Source organism: Ornithinimicrobium pekingense DSM 21552, from assembly GCF_000421185.1.
Classification (GTDB): Bacteria; Actinomycetota; Actinomycetes; order Actinomycetales; family Dermatophilaceae; genus Ornithinicoccus; species Ornithinicoccus pekingensis.
This window is the reverse complement of sequence record NZ_ATWJ01000008.1, coordinates 1-17,377: the sequence shown is the minus strand read 5'-3', so window position 1 is coordinate 17,377 and position 17,377 is coordinate 1. Positions and strand designations below refer to the sequence as shown.

The window sequence follows — 17,377 nt, the reverse complement described above, 5'->3', positions numbered from 1 at the left end:
CGGACTGTCTGAGGGATCGGCACTCGAGGACGTCATCCGCCCAGTGTACGGCGTGGCTACGCTCCTCCTGTGAACTTCTCGCCCCGCATCCTGGCCGCCGTGGCGCTCGGCGGGGCGACGGGCAGCCTGCTCCGGTGGGGGGTCGAGACGGCTCTTCCGCCGGCGTCCGGAGCGGTCCCCTGGGCCACGCTGCTCGTCAACGTGACGGGCTCTGCACTGCTCGGCGCGGCGGTCGTCCTCCTCGGCCGCGGAGCCCTGCGGGTCGGGCGACGGGCCTTCCTGACCACGGGTCTGCTCGGCGGGTTCACCACCTTCTCCACCTATGCCGTGCAGGCGGCGGTCCTCCTCCACGAGGCGCCGGTCACTGCTCTCGTCTACGCGCTGGTGACCCCGTTGACCTGCGTCGCGGCGGCGGCGCTGGCGGCGGCCGGGGTGCGTCGTCACGTGGGTGCGCCGTGACGGACCCGGGTATGGGGTGGGGCTGGGCCGTCGTGGCCGTCGCGCTCGGTGGAGCGGTGGGGGCGCTGGTGCGGCACCTGCTCGCGACGGCACCCTGGGGTCCGCTGCGCGGGGTCCTGGTGGCCAACACGGCGGGGGCCGCCGCGCTGGGGGCCCTGGTCGCCCGGGTGGACGACCCCGTCCTCCTCCTGCTGCTGGGGACGGGGCTGGCCGGCGCCCTGACGACCTGGAGCACACTGGCCGTGCAGACCGCGGACCTGGCCAGGGTCGCGACCCTCCGCGCGACGGCATACCTGGGGGTGACGCTCGTGCTCGGGCTCGGGGCGGCCCTGAGCGTCCTGCGCCTGCTCGGGTAGGGCAGGCCCGCCTCGGCGGCCGGGGTGACCAACACAGCACGGCCGCCTCCCGGGGTCTGTCGGAGCGTTCTCCTACGGTGGTCCCACATCACCGACCGGGTCCTTCGACCCGGACGGCCGAGGGAGGAAGGAGTGGTCGTGGTCCGGTTCCTGCACACCGCCGACTGGCAGATCGGGATGACCCGCCGCTTCCTGTCCTCGGAGGCCCAGCCGCGGTTCTCCCAGTCCCGGGTCGACGTGATCAGGCGGCTCGGGCGGGTGGCCCAGGACCAGGCGTGCGCCTTCGTGGTGGTCTGCGGTGACGTGTTCGAGAGCAACCAGCTCACCCCGCAGACCGTGCGCCGGGCGCTGGAGGCGCTGCGGTCGGTGCCGGTGCCGGTCTACCTGCTTCCGGGTAACCACGACCCGCTCGACGCCATGTCCGTCTACACCTCGGCCGTGTTCCGCGAGGAGGCGCCGGAGCACGTGCACGTCCTCGACGGTCCCGGCCCGCACCGGGTGGCCCCGGGGGTGGAGCTGGTGGCCGCGCCGTGGGGCAGCAAGCACCCCGGCCGCGACCTGGTCGCCGAGGCGCTGTCCGTCGTCGACCAGGGTCCTGCGCCCGCCGGGACCGTGCGGGTCGTGGTGGGGCACGGTGCTGTCGACGAGCTGGACCCTGACCGGCGCAACCCCGCCTCGATCAGCACAGGGCCGCTGCGCGCGGCCCTGGACGAGGGGCAGATCCACTACGTGGCCCTGGGTGACCGGCACTCACGCACCCAGGTCGGCGACCGGCCCGGCATCCACTACTCCGGCGCCCCGGAGGCGACGGCCTGGCGCGAGGAGCGGCCCGGTGACGTGCTGGTCGTGGAGGTCGAGCCGGGCGCGGAGGTCCGCGTGACGCCCCACCACGTCGGCACCTGGTCCTTCCACCTGGTCCAGGAGCGGCTCGGCTCCGACGCCGACCTCGACGCCCTCGACGCCCGGCTCCGGGCCCTGCCCGACAAGGACCGCGCCGTGGTGCGGCTCGCCCTGAGGGGTGAGCTGACGGTGGCCCAGCACGCCCGGCTCGAGGAGGTGTGCGCGCGGCACCGCGACACGCTGGCCGCCCTCGACCAGTGGGGCCGGCACACCGACCTGGCCGTGCTCGACGACGGCACCGACTGGGAGGACCTCGGGCTGGGCGGCTTCCTGGCGACCGCCGTCGAGGAGATCCGCGCCTCCGCGCGGCCGGTCGGCGGTGCGGTCGATGAGGACGGTGCCGAGGCCGAGGCCGAGGCCGAGGGCGCCGGCCTCGGGGTCGGGGAGGACCGTCCCGGGCTCGAGGAGGAGCGCAGGGGTGAGGAGGCGGCGCGGGAGCCGTTCCGGCCCGGGCGCGACGACGACGAGACCAGCGCCCGCGACGCGCTCGCGCTGCTCTACCGGCTGACCAGGGGAGGGGTGGCATGAGGGTCCACCGGATCACGGTCCGTGACGTCAAGGGTGTCCGCGAGAGCACCGTCGAGTTCCCCGAGCACGGGGTGGTCGTGGTCGAGGGGCCCAACGAGGTCGGCAAGTCCACCGTGCTGGAGGCCTTCGACAAGCTGCTCGACCCTCGTCTGAAGGCCTCCTCCCTGAGCAAGGAGGTCAAGCGGCTCCAGCCGGTGGGCCGTGATGTCGGTCCCTACGTCGAGGCGGAGTTCACCGTGGGCGGGCACCGTGTCCGCTACGCCAAGCGCTGGCTGCGTCAGGCCACCACGACCCTCGAGATCCTCACCCCGGTCCACGAGCAGCTGACCGGGGAGGCTGCCCACGCGCGGGTCGAGCGGTTGCTGAACGACTCGCTCGACCGCACGCTCTGGGGAGCTCTGCGACTGGCGCAGACGGGGGACGGCAGCCTCGCGCCCCTGGCTGACAGCGCGGTGCTGGGCGCGGCCCTGGACGCCGCGGCCGGCTCCGACCTGCACGCGGAGGGCGGCGAGCAGGTGCTGGAGATGGTCGAGAAGGAGTTCCTCGCCTACTTCACCCGCACCGGCCGTCCGACCGGTGACTACCGGCGGGCGATGACCGACCACACCGAGGCCCAGCACGGGGTCACCGAGGCCCACCGCCGTCTCGACGAGGCGGGGCGCCTGCTCGAGCGTCAGCAGTCGGCCCGTGAGGCGGTCGAGGCGGGCGCCGACGTGGTCGCCCGCGCCCGCACCGACCACGCGGCCGCCCAGGCCGCGCAGGTGCGTGCGGAGGCCCTCGCCGAGGCGCACGCCACCGCACGCGCCCTGCTCGGCCAGGCCCGGGAGCGGTCGAGGGCGATCGTCAAGGACCGTCGCCACCGCGTCGAGCTGGCGGAGCAGGTCGACCGGCTGGGTGAGGAGACGGACCTGACCGAGCGCCGGAGGGCCGAGGACCACACGGCGCTGGAGCAGCTGCGCCCGCTCCTGGAGCAGGCCGAGGAGGCCGTGGCCGAGGCCGACCAGGCCCTGGAGCGTGCCGAGGACGTCTGCGACCTGGCCCGTGCCGACGTGGACCACCTGGTCCAGGTGGACCAGGCCCAGGCCCTCGACCGGCTGGTCGAGCGGGTCGGGTCCACCGTGGCCCGCCTCGTCGCCGCCCGGAAGGCGGTGCCGGCGCGCCCGGTCGGCGCCCAGGAGGTTCGTCGGGTGCGGGAGCTGCAGCACCGGGTCGAGGTGCTCACCGCCCAGCACGAGGCGGCCAGCGCCAGGGTGCGGGTCGAGTCGCTGGGCGGACACGTCGAGATGGCCCGCCCCGACGCAGGGCCGGGCGCGACGCTGTCCCTGGAGGCCGGCGAGATTTCTGAGGGGGCGCTCACCGACGAGGTCGTCGTCACGGTCCCCGGCGCGGCGCGCGTGGTGCTCGAGCCCGAGGCCGACGGCCGCAGCAGGCGCGAGGAGCTCCAGCGCGTCGGCGAGCAGCTCGCCACGCTCCTGGCGGACGCAGGAGCCGCCGACCCCCAGGAGCTGGCCGCGACGGCCGAGGCCACCGCCGCGGCCCAGGGCGCCGTGCGCGACCTCACCCGCGACCTCGAGTCGCTGCTGGCCGGGCGGCCCGCCGGGCAGCTGCGCGAGGCGCTCGACGGTGCCGTCCCCGCCGCGCTGCGCGAGGAGCTGGACGCCCTGCTGGAGCAGGCCCGAGCCTCCACCCGTCACGACGACGACCATCCCCTCCCGGCCGACGTGCCCACGGCCCGGGCCGTCGCGCACGCCGCCGGCGTCGACGTGCAGTCGTGCCGGGAGGCGCGCCGGAGCGCCGTCGCCGTCCATCGCGAGCGGCAGCAGGGCGCCGCGCTGCTGCGCGCCAGGCTCGACCGCGCCGACGGACACCTGGAGTCGCTGCGCCGGCAGGTGGAGCGGGCCACGTCCGAGCTGGCCGAGGCCCGGGCGGTCATGTCCGACGGGGCGCTGGACGAGGAGCAGGCCCGCCGGGCGACGCTGCTGGCGCAGGCGGAGGTGGAGGAGGCGGGGGCGCGACGTGCCCTCGCCGAGGCCGACGTCGAGGGCGTCCGGGTCAGGCTCGGCGAGGCAGCGCGCCGGTTGGAGGAGGCCGAAGAGGCCCAGGAGGCCGCGACCGCGACGCTGCACGCGCTCACCGGCCAGGTCGAGATGGCCCAGAGCGAGGGCCGCAGCGAGCTCTACGACCTCGCGGTCGTGGCGCTGGAGGAGTCCGAGCGGCGGCTCGCGTCCCTCGACCGCCGGGCCCGGGCGGCACGGCACCTGTGGCGCACCCTCACCGAGCACCGCGACCGGGCCCACGCCACCTACGCCCTGCCGTACACCCAGGCCCTGGAGGAGCTCGGGCGGCGGGTCTACGGGCCCGGCTTCGGCGTCACGGTCGACGACCAGCTGGTCGTCCGCTCGCGCACCCTCGACGGTGCCACCGTGCCGTTCGAGGAGCTGTCCGGCGGGGCCAAGGAGCAGCTGGGCATCCTGGCCCGCCTCGCCGTGGCCAGGCTGGTGGACCCGACCCAGGGGGTGCCGGTCGTGATCGACGACGCGCTCGGCTACACCGACCCCGACCGGCTGGTCCAGATGGGTGCGGTGCTGGGGGCCAGCACCGCGGGGGCCGAGGTGCAGGTGATCCTGCTGACGTGCACCCCCGACCGCTACGCCGCGGTGCCGCAGGCGCAGACGGTCCGGCTGTCGGCCTGAGCCGACAACCGGACCGCCCGGACCTCCCGGACCGCGCTAGGCCACCCGCCGGGCGCTGACCTCGGGACGCAGGTCCAGCCGCCGGAGCAGCTGGGCGTTGAGGGCCACCACGACCGTCGAGGCGGACATCAGCAGGGCGCCCACGCTCATCGGGAGCACGAACCCGACCGGCGCCAGGACCCCGGCCGCCAGCGGCACGGCCGCCAGGTTGTAGCCCGCCGCCCACCACAGGTTCTGCCTCATCTTGGCGTAGCTCGCCCGCGACAGCTCGACGACGGACAGCACCGAGCGCGGGTCGGAGCTGGCCAGGATGACCCCGGCCGAGGCGATCGCGACGTCCGTGCCGGCGCCGATCGCGATCCCCACGTCCGCCTGGGCCAGGGCGGGGGCGTCGTTGACGCCGTCGCCGACGAAGGCGACACGCAGCCCCTCGCGCTGCAGCCCGGCCACGGTCGCGGACTTGTCCTCAGGCCGCACGCCGGCGAACACCCGGTCGATGCCCAGCTGCCGGGCCACGGAGTCCGCGACAGCCTGCGCGTCCCCGGTGACCATGACGACCTGCATGCCGAGCGCGTGCAGCGCGTCGACCGCCTCCCGCGACTCGGGCCGGATCTCGTCGGCCACCCGGAGCGCGCCGACCGCCTCGCCGCCCACGAGCACGTGGAGCACCGTCGCACCCTCCCCGTGCCACTCCGCGGCGACGGGCAGCTCGTCCAGCTCGTGCTCGGCCAGCAGGTGGGGACCGCCGACGCGGACCTGCGACCCCTGCACGGTCGCGGTGACCCCCACGGCCGGGGAGGAGGCGAAGTCGACGGCGGGGGGCACCACCAGGTCCTGGGCGCGGGCCGCCCCCACGATCGCCCGCGCCAGCGGGTGCTCGCTGTCGCTCTCCGCGGCCGCGGCCAGGGCCAGCACCTCCGCGGCGCCCCGGGCGCCGACGGTCTCGACCCCCGTGACCGTCGGCTCGCCCCTGGTCAGCGTGCCGGTCTTGTCGAGGAGGACCGCGTCCACCAGACGCATCCTCTCCAGCGCGAGGCGGTCCTTGACCAGCACACCCCCGCGTGCGGCCCGCTCGGTCGCGATCGAGACGACGAGGGGGATGGCCAGGCCCAGGGCGTGGGGGCAGGCGATGACCAGGACCGTGACGGTCCGCACCACGGCCTGGCCGGGCTCGCCGAGCAGCAGCCAGACCAGCGCCGTGAGGAGGCCGGCCCCCAGCGCGTACCAGAACAGCCAGCCGGCCGCCCGGTCCGCGAGGCGCTGCGCACGTGACGAGGACGACTGGGCCTCCGCGACGAGGCGTCGGATCCCCGCCAGGGTCGTGTCCTCACCGGTCGCCGTCACCTCGACGCGCAGGCCGGAGTCGGTGGCGACCGTGCCCGCGACCACGGTGTCCCCGGCGCTGCGGCGCACGGCCCGCGACTCTCCCGTCACCATCGACTCGTCCATGCTGGCGCTGCCGTCGACCACCCGGCCGTCCGCCGGGACCGACCCGCCGGGGCGGACGAGCACCACGTCACCCTCGCGCAGGTCGGCGGGGCTGACCCGCACCGTGGCCCCGTCCTCGACACGCTCGGCCTCGTCGGGCAGCAGGGCGGCCAGGGAGTCCAGCGCCGAGCTGGTCCGGGCCAGTGAGCGCATCTCGATCCAGTGGCCCAGCAGCATGATGACGATGAGCAGGACCAGCTCCCACCAGAAGTCCAGGTGGTGCGGCAGGATGCCGACCGTGGCTCCGAGGGAGGCCGCGAAGGCCACCGTGATGGCGAGCCCGATGAGCAGCATCATCCCCGGCGTGCGGGTGCGCAGCTCCGACACCGCGCCGGAGAGGAACGGCCGCCCGCCGACCAGGAAGATGACCGTGCCCAGCACCGGCGGCACCCAGGTCGTCCACCCCGATATCGGCACGTCGTAGCCGACGAGCGCGGCGAACATCGGGCTCAGGGCCACGACCGGCACGGCCAGCGCGAGCATGGTCCAGAAGAGCCGTCGGAACTGCCCGAGGTGGCCGTCGTGCCCACCGGGCCCGTGGTCTCCGTGCCCGGTCGCGGGGTCGGCCTGCGTCGGCGCCAGGTGCTGGTGATCGTCCATAGCAGAGGAAGACATATACCCCCTATGGGTATTCCTGGCTCCGTTTCCGGATCGCCGCGGCGGTCGTCCCCGGGCGTAGCATCGGCCTCATGGTCGGGCACGGCAGCAGCGGCGGACGGGCCGACCGTGGCTGAGCGGTCCAGCCACGGTCACGGGCACGACCTCGGCCTGGCGCAGCACCGCGGCCGGCTCGCCCTGGTGCTGGGCATCACCCTGGCGGTGCTCGTCGTGGAGGTGGTGGGGGCGGCCGTCTCGGGGAGCCTGGCGCTCCTGGCCGACGCCGGGCACATGGTCACCGACGTGGCGGGGCTGACGATGGGGCTCGTCGCGGCGACGCTGGCGGCGCGGCCGGCCACGACGTCCCGCACCTGGGGGTTCCGCCGGGCCGAGGTGCTGGGCGCCGCCGCGCAGGCCACGGTGCTGCTGGTCGTCGGCGTGCTCATCCTGGTCGAGGGGACGCGGCGGCTCCTCGACCCGCCCGCCGTGACGTCCGGGGTGATGCTCGTGTTCGGGGCGGTCGGTCTGGCGGGCAACCTCGTGGGCCTGGGTGTGCTCGGCGGCATCCGCGACACCAACCTCAACCTGCGCGCCGCCTTCCTGGAGGTGCTCAACGACACGCTGGGCTCGGTCGCGGTCCTGGCCGCCGCGGTGGTGATCGCGACGACGGGCTGGCAGCGGGCGGACGCCGTCGCCTCGCTGCTCATCGGCGCCCTCATCGTGCCCCGCACCGTCGTGCTCCTGCGCGAGACCGTCCACGTCCTGCTCGAGTCGACCCCCAGGGGCCTGGACCTCGACCAGGTGCGGCACCGCATGCTGCGTGTCCCGCACGTGCACGACGTCCACGACCTGCACGCGAGCCTGGTCGCGACCGGCCTGCCCGTCCTGACCGCGCACGTGGTGGTCGACGACTCCTGCTTCCACGACGGCCACCTGGGGTCGCTGCTGGACGAGCTGCAGGGGTGCCTGGCCGACGACTTCGACGTCAGCCACTCGACCATCCAGTTCGAACGTGCCGGGCACGCCGACCACGAGCACCCGACCCACGCCTGAACGGCGACGGGCAGCAGAGGAGGGGGCCGACCCATGCGACGGCAGACGAGGTACGTCCGGTCAGCCGGGGGTTATGTGGCCTTCCAGGAGCTGGGCGGGGGCACGCGCGACATCCTGTTCGTGACGAGCTGGGCCACCAACCTCGACGCGATGTGGGAGGACCCCTCGCTGACGCACTTCTTCCGGCGTCTGGGCCGGCTGGGGCGGGTGATCTGCTTCGACAAGCGCGGCAGCGGCGTCTCCGACCCGGTGCCGCTGGCCGCGCTGCCGACGCTGGAGGTGTGGATGGACGACGCCCGGGTGGTGCTCGACGCGACGCGGTCTCGACAGGCCGTGGTCGTCGGGGACACCGAGGGCGGCCCCATGGCCATGCTGCTCGCGGCGACGTACCCCGACCGGGTCAGCCACCTGGTCCTGCTCAACACCTTCGCGCGGTGGCGGCGGGCGCCCGACTTCCCGGTCGGCATGCCCGAGGAGGCCTGTGAGCGTCTGATCACCGAGTACGAGCGGCACTGGGGCCAGCACCCGGCCATGCTGGCCCTGACCGCGCCCAGCCTGGCGGGGGACCCCCGGGCGGAGGAGTGGTTCGTGCGCTACCAGCGGCTGGCCATGCCGCCGGGCGCCGCGACGCAGATGTACCGCTGGGTCACCAGGCTCGACGTCCGGGCCGTCCTGCCCGCCATCTCGGCCCCCACCCTGGTGCTGCACCGGCAGGACAACGACCACTACCGCCTCGGGCACGGTCGCTACCTCGCCGCGCACGTCCCGGGGGCGCGTCTCGTCGAGCTGCCGGGGGCCGACTGCTTCCCCTTCTACACGGACGCGAGCTCGCAGGTGCTCGACGAGGTCCAGGGCTTCCTCACCGGCGCGCGGGAGGAGGTCTCCACCGAGCGAGAGCTGGCCACGGTGCTGTTCACCGACATCGTCGGCTCGACCGGGCACGCCACCCGCCTCGGAGACTCCCGCTGGCGGGACCTGCACGCCGCCCACGACGAGGTGGTGCGTCGGTACCTGGCGACCTTCGGCGGGAAGGAGGTGAAGACCACCGGCGACGGGTTCCTCGCCACCTTCGACGGGCCGGCCCGGGCGGTGCGGTGCGCGACGGCGGTCCGGGACGCCGTGCAGCCGCTCGGCCTGCAGATCAGGGCTGGTCTGCACACCGGTGAGATCGAGCGAGTGGGCGGCGACGTCAGCGGCGTGGCGGTCCACCTGGCCGCCCGGATCATGGCCGCGGCCGAACCCGGAGAGGTCGTGGTCTCCCGCGTGGTGCCCGACCTGGTCGTCGGTTCGGGGATCGAGTTCGCCGACCTCGGCACCGCCCAGCTGCGCGGCATACCTGCCCCTTGGCAGCTGTGCCGGGTGGAGCGGGTGCCCTGACAGGCAGCCGTGAGCTCCTCAGCCGGCGGGGCCCGCCAGGGTGACGGGGTCGTGCTCGACGGGGAAGCTCACCGAGGAGGCGATGAAGCAGGCCTGCCCGGCCTCCCGGTGCAGGGCGGGCATGAGCTCGACGTGCGCCGGGTCGGTGACGGTGACGCGTGGCCGCAGCAGGACGCGGGTGAACCGGCCCCCGACCCCCTCCTGCTCCATCCAGCCCAGCGGCGAGTCGGTGTAGGCCGTGACCCTCACGCCGTGGGAGACCGCGATGTGCAGCAGCGAGAGCAGGTGGCACTCGCTGAGGGCCGCCAGCAGCAGCACCTCGGGGTTCCACCGGCCGGGGTCCCCCCGGAAGGGTCGGTCGGCGGACAGCTCGAGGTCGGGCCGGCCGGCGCTGCGGGCGAGGACGGCCCGGGAGTAGTCGCGGTAGCCGGAGGTCCCGGTTCCCTGGTTGCCCGTCCAGGTGAGGTCGAGCCCGTAGGTGTGCGTCGCCATACCCGTCACTGTGGCAGCCGGGGCAGCGGCTCGGCTGGCGACGTGCCGGGCCGGTGGTTAGCGTGCCGGGCATGGACACGGACACGAGCATCACCGTCACCCGCACCATCGACGCCGGCGCCGCGGAGATCTTCGACGTGCTGTCGCTGCCCGCCAACCACGTGGACATCGACGGCTCGGGGTTCGTGCGCTCCGTCGACCACGGCGACCGCATCACCGCCACCGGCCAGGTCTTCACGATGAACATGTCGGGCGAGCACATGGGCGGTGACTACCAGACCGACAACCACGTCACCGGGTATGACGAGGGGCGGCTGCTCGCCTGGCAGACGACCCCCGCCGGCACCGAGCCCAAGGGCTGGCAGTGGGTCTGGCAGCTGCAGCCCTACGGCCCGGACAGCACCGAGGTGCGGCTGACCTACGACTGGAGCCACGTCACCGACCAGGAGCTGCTCAAGAAGGTCTCCTTCCCGCTGGTGAAGGAGGACCAGCTCGAGGAGAGCCTCAACAACCTCGCGGCAGCCGTCGGATCCGCCTCCTAACCGCCCCAGGACGCCCCCCGGCCGCGGGCCTGCCACGGCGGGCCCGCGCCGGTTCGACAGGTGCGGACCGCGCCCGTGCCCTGACAATGGCTCATGGCTGTCACGCTCAGGTCCCTCGAAGTCGCCGTCCCGGCTACCGTGCTGCACCAGGACGAGGTGCGGGAGGTGTTCTCCTCCCAGCCCGGGCTGAGCCGGCTCGCGTCCCGCCTGGTGAGCGCGGCCTTCAGCACCTCGGGGATCGAGCGGCGCCACACCGCGGTCGCCGAGATGAGCCTGCGCCACGGCTCCGACGGCGCGGAGGCCGTCTTCTTCGACCCCGCGACCCGGCAGATCCTCAACCCCTCGACCGCGACCCGCAACGACCTCTACGTCCGTGAGGCGACCGAGCTCTACACCCGAGCGGCCGCCGCGGCGCTGTCGGCGTGCGAGGGGGTCGAGGCGGCCGACGTCACCCACGTCATCACCGTCTCGTGCACCGGCTTCTTCTGCCCGGGTCCGGACTACCGGATCGTCCGTGCGCTCGGACTCGCGCCCTCGGTGCAGCGCTCCCACCTGGGCTTCATGGGGTGCTACGCGGCGTTCCCCGCCCTGCGGCAGGCGACGACGATCTGCCGGGCCGACCCCGACTCCGTCGTCCTCGTGGTCAGCGCCGAACTCTGCTCGCTGCACGTGCGGGTCACCGACGACCCCGACACCATCCTGGGCGCCTCGCTCTTCGGTGATGGGGCGGCGGCCGCCGTCGTCACCGGGCGCGACCTGCCCTCCCCCCGCCCGGTGCTGCGGCTGGACCACTTCGACACGGTCCTCACCCCCGTCGGTGAGGAGGCGATGGCCTGGAACATCGGGGACAACGGCTTCGAGATGGTGCTGGGCACCTACGTGCCGCACATCATCGACGAGCACATCACCGGGGCCCTCGAGCCGCTGCTGGCCCGCGACGAGGGTGTCGCCGGCCGGCCCTACGACGAGATCGAGCACTGGGCCATCCACCCCGGGGGCCGCAGCATCGTGGACAAGGTCGAGGCACGGCTGGGTCTGCGGCCCGAGCAGGTGACCGCCTCCCGCGAGACGCTGCGTGACTACGGCAACATGAGCAGCGCCACCGTGCTCTTCGTCCTCAAGCACATCCTCGAGCAGCCGCACACGGGAGGCGAGGAACGCATCTGCGGTATGGCGTTCGGCCCCGGTCTCACGGTCGAGAGCGCCCTGATGACCAAGCTGGGTGCCGGGACGCGGCCCGGCGGCGCGGGGCAGCGCGACGGCACCCGGCAGGGTGACGGCACCCGGCAGGGTGACGCGTCACCCGTCCTCGACGAGGTTGCCGCCGGAGTGCGGTGATCGTCCCCTCCCTGCTCGAGCGCGACCGGGACGCCCGTGAGCAGATGGACGACCCTGGCTGCGACGCCGCCGCGCTCCGCCGGACCTACGCCCAGTTCCGGGTGGTCAATGCCGTGGTGGCCGGGTGGCGGTCGACTTACCGCCACCACCTCCGCCCGGTCCTGCACCCCGACCGGGTGACCAGCGTGCTCGACGTCGGCTGCGGCGGTGGCGACCTCGCCCGTTCCCTGGTGCGGTGGGCCGCTCGCGACGGGCTGCGCGTGGAGGTCACCGGGGTGGACCCCGACCCGCGGGCCCACGCCTGGGCCAGGTCACGACCCCCGGTGGCCGGGGTGACCTTCCGTCGCGCGCTGAGCGGCGACCTCGTCGCCGAGGGAGCGCGCTTCGACGTCGTGGTGTCCAACCACGTGCTCCACCACCTCGACGAGGCGCAGCTGCAGGCGCTGCTGACGGACTCGCGCCGCCTGGCGCGGGCACGGGTGGTGCACAGCGACATCCTGCGCAGCAGGCTGGCCTACCTCCTGTTCTCGGCCGGCACCCTGCCCTTCTTCCCGGGCTCCTTCATCCGTGCCGACGGGCTGGTCTCGATCCGCCGCAGCTACACCCCCGACGAGCTCGCGGCGGTCGTGCCCGCCGGGTGGCGGGTCGAGCGGCAGCACCCGTGGCGCAACCTCCTGGTGCACGACGCGCCGGGTGGTTGAGGTGGCGCAGCCGGTGCGTCCGGGTGGTGGACCGCGGGCGTGCGACGTCCTCGTCGTCGGGGGCGGGCCGACCGGGCTGTTCCTGGCTGCGCTGCTCGCGCAGCAGGGCGTGGACGTCGTCGTGCTGGAGCGTCGGCCGGAGGCGAGCACCCACTCCAGGGCGATCGGGCTGCACCCGCCCGCCCTGGCGGCACTGCATACCCTCGGGCTGGAGGAGCCGGCGCTCGCGGAGGGGGTGGCGATCCGGCGGGGCGTCGCCCGCAGCCGCGGGCGTGACCTGGGTGACCTGACCTTCGAGGGTGCCTGGCCGGACCGCCCCCAGGTGCTGGCCCTCCCGCAGCACCGCACCGAGGCGTTGCTGGTGGGGCGGCTGGCGGAACTGCGTCCCGGTGCGCTGCAGCGGGGGTGGGAGGTGGCCGGGATCCACGACGACGCCAAGGGGGTCGTGGTCGACGCGGTGCGCGCGCCCGCGCCGGAGGTGGGGGACCGGACGCCGGGGGAGTCCACCCGGTGGTCGGCCAGGGTGCTGTTCGGCGCGGACGGCCCGTCCAGCCTGGTCCGTGAGCACGTCGGCATCCGGACCCGGCGGAGGGCCTATCCGCACACCTACCTGATGGGTGACTTCGCCGACACGACCGGCGACGGGGCGGCCGCGGTGCTGCACGTGGAGCCCGGGGGGATCGTCGAGTCCTTTCCGCTTCCCGGGCGGGTGCGGCGGTGGGTGGCGCACACGGGTGCGGCGCTCGCACCGTCCTCCCCCGAGCTCCTGACCGAGATCGTGCAGCGGCGCACGGGGCAGGTGCTGGACGTGCCGTCGTGCACGATGACCAGCGCGTTCTCCGTGCGACGCAGCATCGCCGAGCGGATGCTCGGCGGCAGGAGCGTCCTCGTGGGCGACGCTGCCCACGAGATCAGCCCGATCGGGGGACAGGGGATGACCCTTGGCTGGCTCGACGCCCTGGCCGTGGCGCCGGTCGTGGAGCAGCTGCTGGCCGATGGCCCGACCGGCCCGCTGAGCGCCGTGGCGTCCTTCCGGGAGCTGGAGCAGGCGCGGTTGCGCGCGGCGCTCGCCGCGGCCCGGCGCGCCGAGCTCAACATGGCGGCCGGCAGGCCCCTGCCGGCGTGGGCCGGGGTCGTGCGCAACGGCGCGATCCGGGCCGCGCTCGGCACGCCGCTGCGCGACCACCTGGCGCGGGCGTTCACCATGCGGGGGCTGTGACCGCGGGTGGGGACCGGAAGCCCGTCGATGTCCCTTTTCGGTCCTCTCTCGCCCGCTAAGGTCAGGTCAGGTCAGGTCAGGAAGGGGAGGCACCATGAGCTGGGACGACGTCGTCGAGCTGTTCAACCCGGGCCACAAGCACCTGGCCGAGGAACGGGACCGCAAGCGCATCGAGGCGCAGCTGCCCGGCTCGGAGGCTGACGACGACCCTCGTGCCGCGGGGGTGGACCTCGAACGAGGAATCATCTTCCTGCCCAGCGCGACGGAGGACATCAGTGGCGAACCGCCTCGGTGACCCGCGCCCGCGTCAAGGCCGCCGCCCGGGCCCGCCCCACTACTGGGCCGAGAAACCCCCGTCGGACCGGATGACCTGACCGGTGACCCACCCGCCGTCGGGGGAGATGAGGAACGCCACCAGATCGGCGGTGTCGGTGGCCGTGCCGAGACGACCTGCCGGTGTGCGCTGGGCGAGGGATGTGCGCAGGCGCTCGTCCATCCAGCCGGTGTCGATGGGCCCGGGGTTGATCGCGTTCGCAGAGATGCCCCGACCGGCCAGCTCCACGGCGGCCGCGACGACGATGCGGTCCAGGGCCCCCTTGCTGGAGCCGTAGGGCAGGTTGTGGGCCGTGTGGTCGCTGGTCAGCGCGACGACGCGTCCCGCACGGGCCTCCCTCACCTGTGCGGGGAGCTGTTCGGCGAACGCCTTGATCAGGAGCCACGAGGCCCGGGCGTTGACCGCGTAGTGCCGGTCCCAGCTCTGCAGGCTCGTGTCGAGGAGGGAGGAGTCGACGCTCTCGGCGTGGGAGAGCACCAGTGCGGTCAGGTCGCGGCGCGCGTTGGCGGCGGTGACGAGCCTCTCGGGCACGTCCGGGTGGGCCAGGTCGCCGGGCAGCAGCTGGACGGCGGCCCCCGCAGCGCGGCACCGTTCGGCGATGTCGTGCGGATCGTCAGGGCCGTGCTCCAGCCCCACGCGGTCGTCGTACTCGGGCAGGTAGCCCAGGGCGAGGTCCCATCCTCGCCCGGCGAGGCGCAGCGCGATACCGGCGCCGAGCCCCCGCGTGCGGCCCACGCCGGTAACCAGGACCGTGCCATGGCTCATGAAGGTCCACCGTTCTGGATCGAGAAGGGACTCACCCCGGCCTTGACCTGCACAGATGCACAGTGCCCCCGGCAGGATTCGAACCTGCGACACCCGCTTTAGGAGAGCGACCTGGGTAGGTACGCGACGATCGCCAAGCCGAGTCTTGTCTGGTCAGAGGCCTAGAGCATGTGGTCAACACTGGGGCGTAGTGGGCCTCTCAAGGTGGTGACGTCCCACTGACGACCCACACGACGACGGCTGCTCGTGCAGGGCCTCGTGGACCGTATGCCGAGGCATGCAGGCGGACGGCTCTTGTTGATCCGTACGGGATGGCGTACGGTTGCTGTGGAGGTGGGTGACATGACCGCTGTGAGCGCGACGACGGCCCGGGCGAATCTGTACCGGTTGATCGACCAGGTGAACCAGGAGTCTGAGCCGCTCACCATCACAGGTCAGCGGGGCAATGCTGTGCTGATCGGTGAAGACGATTGGCGCGCGATACAGGAGACCCTGTTCCTGGAGTCGGTCCCTGGCCTGCCCGAGTCGATCCGTCAGGCCCGCGTTGAGGGTGTTGAGGCTGGGTCCACCGAGCTCGACTGGTGAGCGATGGATCTTGGACCCTGGTCTACTCGCGCCAGGCCCAGAAGGATGCCAAGAAGCTGGTGTCGTCAGGCCTGAAGAACAAGACGCAGGACCTCCTGGGCATCCTGGCCGAGGACCCGTTCGCCACACCCCCGCGTTACGAGAAGCTCGTCGGTGACCTCGCCGGCTGCTACTCGCGGCGGATCACCATCCAGCACCGACTCGTCTACGAGGTGCTCCCGGAAGAGCGCGTCGTCCACGTGCTGCGGATGTGGACTCACTACGAGTAGGGCTTGCCAGTGCCAGCGACCCTCGTTGCGCCGCTCTCGAGAGATCGAGGCGGCCCATCAGCTCGGGCACGGGATCGGGACGCCCGGGCAGGCCATGACTCCTGAGCAGCAACCGGTCGATCCGCGGCAAGAGGTGCATCCCATTATGGGATGCTCGATGGTATGCTCGCGCCATGACGACACAGATCGCGGTACGGCTCCCTGACGAGATGGTTCGCTTTCTGGACCGGAGTGTCGCCAGTGGCAAGGCTGCCAGCCGAGCCGCGCTGGTGGCCGCGGCCCTAGAGCGCGAGATGCGCCTGCAAGCCGCGCAGCAGGACGTCCAGACCCTGAAGAAGAAGGGCACGGTCGATGACCTCGACGAGCTCGTCTCTTGGTCCGTAGCCCACGCGACACTGGACGACTGACCTTGCGCGAGATCTGCCTGGCGAGGCTGGACAAGACGCGCCCCGTCCTGGTGCTCACCCGCGACACTGCCCGCGCCGTGATGACCAAGGTGACCGTGGCTCCCATCACGTCGACCGTCAAGGGGTTGTCCAGCGAGGTGCCGGTAGGACGTGCCAACGGGCTGGACCACGACAGTGCTGTCTCGATCGACAACGTCCTGACCATCCCTGCCGACCTCCTGGGCAGGACGCTGGGGTTCCTCACGCCCGAGCAGGAGCGCCACCTCGCAAGAGCCATCGTGCTGGCGTACGACCTCGAGGTGCCGTTGCTCGAAGAGCCGTGATCGCTCCCCTGAGGACCCAGAGACGATGCCTTCCGATCGAGCTGGAACGGAGAGCGACCAGCGGCAATTGCTGATGGCTCCTTGACGGCTCCGGGCAGGGACATCAAGCCCGTTCTAGGGTTATGGCATGAGGCCACTCTCGCTAGGTCTTGAGGAGGCTCGTGAGCTGTTCCTGCGACAGCTCGCGGATTTCCTCGACGCCTGCCAGGACCTGGAGGACTTCGAGCTGCTCGAGGCATCCCGATGCCGCGGATGGAGCCGTCTGGAGGTGATCGAGCATGTCCGCGACGGACTGGCGCAAATGGCAGCCGCAGCGGTCGCCTTCACCGACGCGCCCCCCGATCACGACGCTGCGACGTACTGGAGCAGCCACCCGGACGACCGCGACGAGAACCCCATCGCCCATGTGATGTGGCTGCGACGGACCGCCTCCGCGTACGGGCGGCCCACAGCCGCGCTCCACCGACTTCGAGAAGTCGCGGAGACACTTGCGACAGTCGTCTCACACGTGCCGAACCGAGTTGTCCTGTTTCAGGGAAAGGCGATGAGAACCGGTGACTTCATCGCGACATGGATCGCTGAACTCGCTGTCCACCAGCTCGACCTCGCCACGACCGCCGACACCCCGGTAGGTCTGCCCCTCGCCAAGCGCACGATCGAGGCGATCGCTGACGCAGACCTTCCGGGGGAGCTACCCCTCACCGACGCAGTCCTGACAGGGCTCGGTCGCATCCCCGCCCCGGTGGGCATCAAGCTGCCCGTCGCTTTCCCCGTAGCGCTCTGAGCCCTCACCGGCACGTCACAAACGTCCAGGCAGGGACGTCCTCCGCGCGGCATGGTCGGACGCTACGCGACGACAGCGGCAGAAGAGTGCGGATTCGTGGCAGCCGCTAAGGTCGCGTCATGAAGCCGTCGCCGGGGGAAGTCGCGTCACGAGTCACTGCCATTGTG

Annotated in this window: 19 protein-coding genes and 1 tRNA gene; 16 read left to right on the top strand and 4 right to left on the bottom strand. The window is 73.0% G+C overall.

The genetic code is table 11. The features are described 5' to 3' along the window. Positions 1-69 precede the first annotated feature (69 nt). The 4 genes from K330_RS0105490 to K330_RS0105475 all read left to right on the top strand — a co-directional run bounded on the left by K330_RS0105490 (position 70) and on the right by K330_RS0105475 (position 4,936). Complete coding sequence (locus tag K330_RS0105490) at positions 70-459, top strand: FluC/FEX family fluoride channel (RefSeq protein ID WP_169448502.1); 390 nt, start codon at positions 70-72, stop codon at positions 457-459. Between the two features lie 11 nt (positions 460-470). Continuing rightward, a complete protein-coding gene (locus tag K330_RS0105485) occupies positions 471-815 on the top strand; it encodes a CrcB family protein (RefSeq protein WP_022920844.1) in 345 nt (114 codons plus the stop codon). Between the two features lie 138 nt (positions 816-953). Next, positions 954-2,243 (top strand): metallophosphoesterase family protein, encoded by a 1,290-nt coding sequence (locus K330_RS0105480; protein WP_029202349.1) that lies wholly within the window; start codon positions 954-956, stop codon positions 2,241-2,243. Beyond that, entirely contained in the window at positions 2,240-4,936 is a 2,697-nt protein-coding gene (locus K330_RS0105475; protein WP_022920842.1) for an AAA family ATPase, read from the top strand. The genes K330_RS0105480 and K330_RS0105475 overlap by 4 nt, the downstream gene beginning before the upstream one ends. Positions 4,937-4,972: 36 nt before the next feature. Here the strand turns inward: K330_RS0105475 and K330_RS19345 are convergent, their stop codons facing one another. Further along, positions 4,973-7,024, bottom strand: a complete 2,052-nt coding sequence (locus K330_RS19345) for a heavy metal translocating P-type ATPase (RefSeq protein WP_022920841.1) — start codon at positions 7,022-7,024, stop codon at positions 4,973-4,975. Between the two features lie 126 nt (positions 7,025-7,150). On the opposite strand from K330_RS19345, the gene K330_RS0105465 reads away from it, so the two are divergent. Both K330_RS0105465 and K330_RS0105460 read left to right on the top strand, forming a co-directional pair. After that, on the top strand, positions 7,151-8,074 hold the full coding sequence (locus K330_RS0105465; protein ID WP_022920840.1) for a cation diffusion facilitator family transporter: 924 nt from the start codon (positions 7,151-7,153) through the stop codon (positions 8,072-8,074). 33 nt (positions 8,075-8,107) lie between these two features. Continuing rightward, positions 8,108-9,451, top strand: a complete 1,344-nt coding sequence (locus tag K330_RS0105460; RefSeq protein WP_022920839.1) for an adenylate/guanylate cyclase domain-containing protein — start codon at positions 8,108-8,110, stop codon at positions 9,449-9,451. A gap of 18 nt (positions 9,452-9,469) precedes the next feature. On the opposite strand, the gene K330_RS0105455 is transcribed toward K330_RS0105460, so the two are convergent. Next, positions 9,470-9,943, bottom strand: a complete 474-nt coding sequence (locus K330_RS0105455) for an OsmC family protein (RefSeq protein ID WP_022920838.1) — start codon at positions 9,941-9,943, stop codon at positions 9,470-9,472. Between the two features lie 71 nt (positions 9,944-10,014). Between K330_RS0105455 and K330_RS0105450 the strand changes: the two genes are divergently transcribed. The 5 genes from K330_RS0105450 to K330_RS0105430 all read left to right on the top strand — a co-directional run bounded on the left by K330_RS0105450 (position 10,015) and on the right by K330_RS0105430 (position 14,038). After that, positions 10,015-10,485: an SRPBCC family protein gene (locus K330_RS0105450; protein WP_029202348.1), complete on the top strand. Its 471-nt coding sequence runs from the start codon at positions 10,015-10,017 to the stop codon at positions 10,483-10,485. Positions 10,486-10,578: 93 nt separating this feature from the next. Continuing rightward, on the top strand, positions 10,579-11,823 hold the full coding sequence (locus K330_RS19340) for a type III polyketide synthase (RefSeq protein ID WP_022920836.1): 1,245 nt from the start codon (positions 10,579-10,581) through the stop codon (positions 11,821-11,823). After that, a complete protein-coding gene (locus K330_RS0105440; RefSeq protein WP_022920835.1) occupies positions 11,820-12,524 on the top strand; it encodes a class I SAM-dependent methyltransferase in 705 nt (234 codons plus the stop codon). Before K330_RS19340 ends, K330_RS0105440 begins: the two co-directional genes overlap by 4 nt. A gap of 1 nt (position 12,525) precedes the next feature. After that, positions 12,526-13,743: an FAD-dependent oxidoreductase gene (locus K330_RS0105435; RefSeq protein ID WP_229665728.1), complete on the top strand. Its 1,218-nt coding sequence runs from the start codon at positions 12,526-12,528 to the stop codon at positions 13,741-13,743. Positions 13,744-13,837: 94 nt separating this feature from the next. Further along, the gene (locus K330_RS0105430) at positions 13,838-14,038 is read left to right on the top strand and encodes a DUF6191 domain-containing protein (protein WP_022920833.1); all 201 of its coding nucleotides are present in this window, start codon (positions 13,838-13,840) and stop codon (positions 14,036-14,038) included. A gap of 39 nt (positions 14,039-14,077) precedes the next feature. Here K330_RS0105430 and K330_RS0105425 read toward each other — a convergent pair whose 3' ends face one another. Together K330_RS0105425 and K330_RS23585 are read right to left on the bottom strand one after the other, a co-directional pair. Further along, positions 14,078-14,842 carry an SDR family oxidoreductase gene (locus K330_RS0105425; protein ID WP_022920832.1) on the bottom strand — a complete coding sequence of 255 codons (765 nt, stop codon included), beginning with the start codon at positions 14,840-14,842 and terminating at the stop codon, positions 14,078-14,080. Positions 14,843-14,905: 63 nt separating this feature from the next. Continuing rightward, positions 14,906-15,029: transfer RNA gene (locus K330_RS23585), tRNA-Arg, on the bottom strand. A gap of 155 nt (positions 15,030-15,184) precedes the next feature. Here K330_RS23585 and K330_RS0105420 point away from each other — a divergent pair. From K330_RS0105420 to K330_RS0105400, 5 genes are all read left to right on the top strand, one after another. Next, positions 15,185-15,427: a type II toxin-antitoxin system Phd/YefM family antitoxin gene (locus K330_RS0105420; RefSeq protein WP_022920831.1), complete on the top strand. Its 243-nt coding sequence runs from the start codon at positions 15,185-15,187 to the stop codon at positions 15,425-15,427. After that, positions 15,424-15,696, top strand: a complete 273-nt coding sequence (locus K330_RS0105415; protein ID WP_022920830.1) for a Txe/YoeB family addiction module toxin — start codon at positions 15,424-15,426, stop codon at positions 15,694-15,696. Before K330_RS0105420 ends, K330_RS0105415 begins: the two co-directional genes overlap by 4 nt. Positions 15,697-15,869: 173 nt before the next feature. Beyond that, positions 15,870-16,103 carry a YlcI/YnfO family protein gene (locus K330_RS0105410; RefSeq protein ID WP_022920829.1) on the top strand — a complete coding sequence of 78 codons (234 nt, stop codon included), beginning with the start codon at positions 15,870-15,872 and terminating at the stop codon, positions 16,101-16,103. A gap of 2 nt (positions 16,104-16,105) precedes the next feature. Then, positions 16,106-16,426: a type II toxin-antitoxin system PemK/MazF family toxin gene (locus K330_RS0105405; protein ID WP_022920828.1), complete on the top strand. Its 321-nt coding sequence runs from the start codon at positions 16,106-16,108 to the stop codon at positions 16,424-16,426. A 127-nt stretch (positions 16,427-16,553) separates the two neighbouring features. Then, positions 16,554-17,210, top strand: coding sequence for a maleylpyruvate isomerase N-terminal domain-containing protein (locus K330_RS0105400; RefSeq protein WP_022920827.1), 657 nt, complete (start codon positions 16,554-16,556; stop codon positions 17,208-17,210). Positions 17,211-17,377: the final 167 nt, after the last annotated feature.

Coding starts and splice junctions, on each gene's coding strand:
- K330_RS0105475 (WP_022920842.1), top strand. CDS start 2,240: ATGAGGGTCCACCGGATCACGGTCCGTGACGTCAAGGGTGTCCGCGAG.
- K330_RS0105410 (WP_022920829.1), top strand. CDS start 15,870: ATGACGACACAGATCGCGGTACGGCTCCCTGACGAGATGGTTCGCTTT.
- K330_RS0105425 (WP_022920832.1), bottom strand. CDS start 14,842: ATGAGCCATGGCACGGTCCTGGTTACCGGCGTGGGCCGCACGCGGGGG.
- K330_RS0105455 (WP_022920838.1), bottom strand. CDS start 9,943: ATGGCGACGCACACCTACGGGCTCGACCTCACCTGGACGGGCAACCAG.
- K330_RS0105430 (WP_022920833.1), top strand. CDS start 13,838: ATGAGCTGGGACGACGTCGTCGAGCTGTTCAACCCGGGCCACAAGCAC.
- K330_RS0105485 (WP_022920844.1), top strand. CDS start 471: ATGGGGTGGGGCTGGGCCGTCGTGGCCGTCGCGCTCGGTGGAGCGGTG.
- K330_RS19340 (WP_022920836.1), top strand. CDS start 10,579: ATGGCTGTCACGCTCAGGTCCCTCGAAGTCGCCGTCCCGGCTACCGTG.
- K330_RS0105460 (WP_022920839.1), top strand. CDS start 8,108: ATGCGACGGCAGACGAGGTACGTCCGGTCAGCCGGGGGTTATGTGGCC.
- K330_RS0105400 (WP_022920827.1), top strand. CDS start 16,554: ATGAGGCCACTCTCGCTAGGTCTTGAGGAGGCTCGTGAGCTGTTCCTG.
- K330_RS19345 (WP_022920841.1), bottom strand. CDS start 7,024: ATGGACGATCACCAGCACCTGGCGCCGACGCAGGCCGACCCCGCGACC.
- K330_RS0105420 (WP_022920831.1), top strand. CDS start 15,185: ATGACCGCTGTGAGCGCGACGACGGCCCGGGCGAATCTGTACCGGTTG.
- K330_RS0105450 (WP_029202348.1), top strand. CDS start 10,015: ATGGACACGGACACGAGCATCACCGTCACCCGCACCATCGACGCCGGC.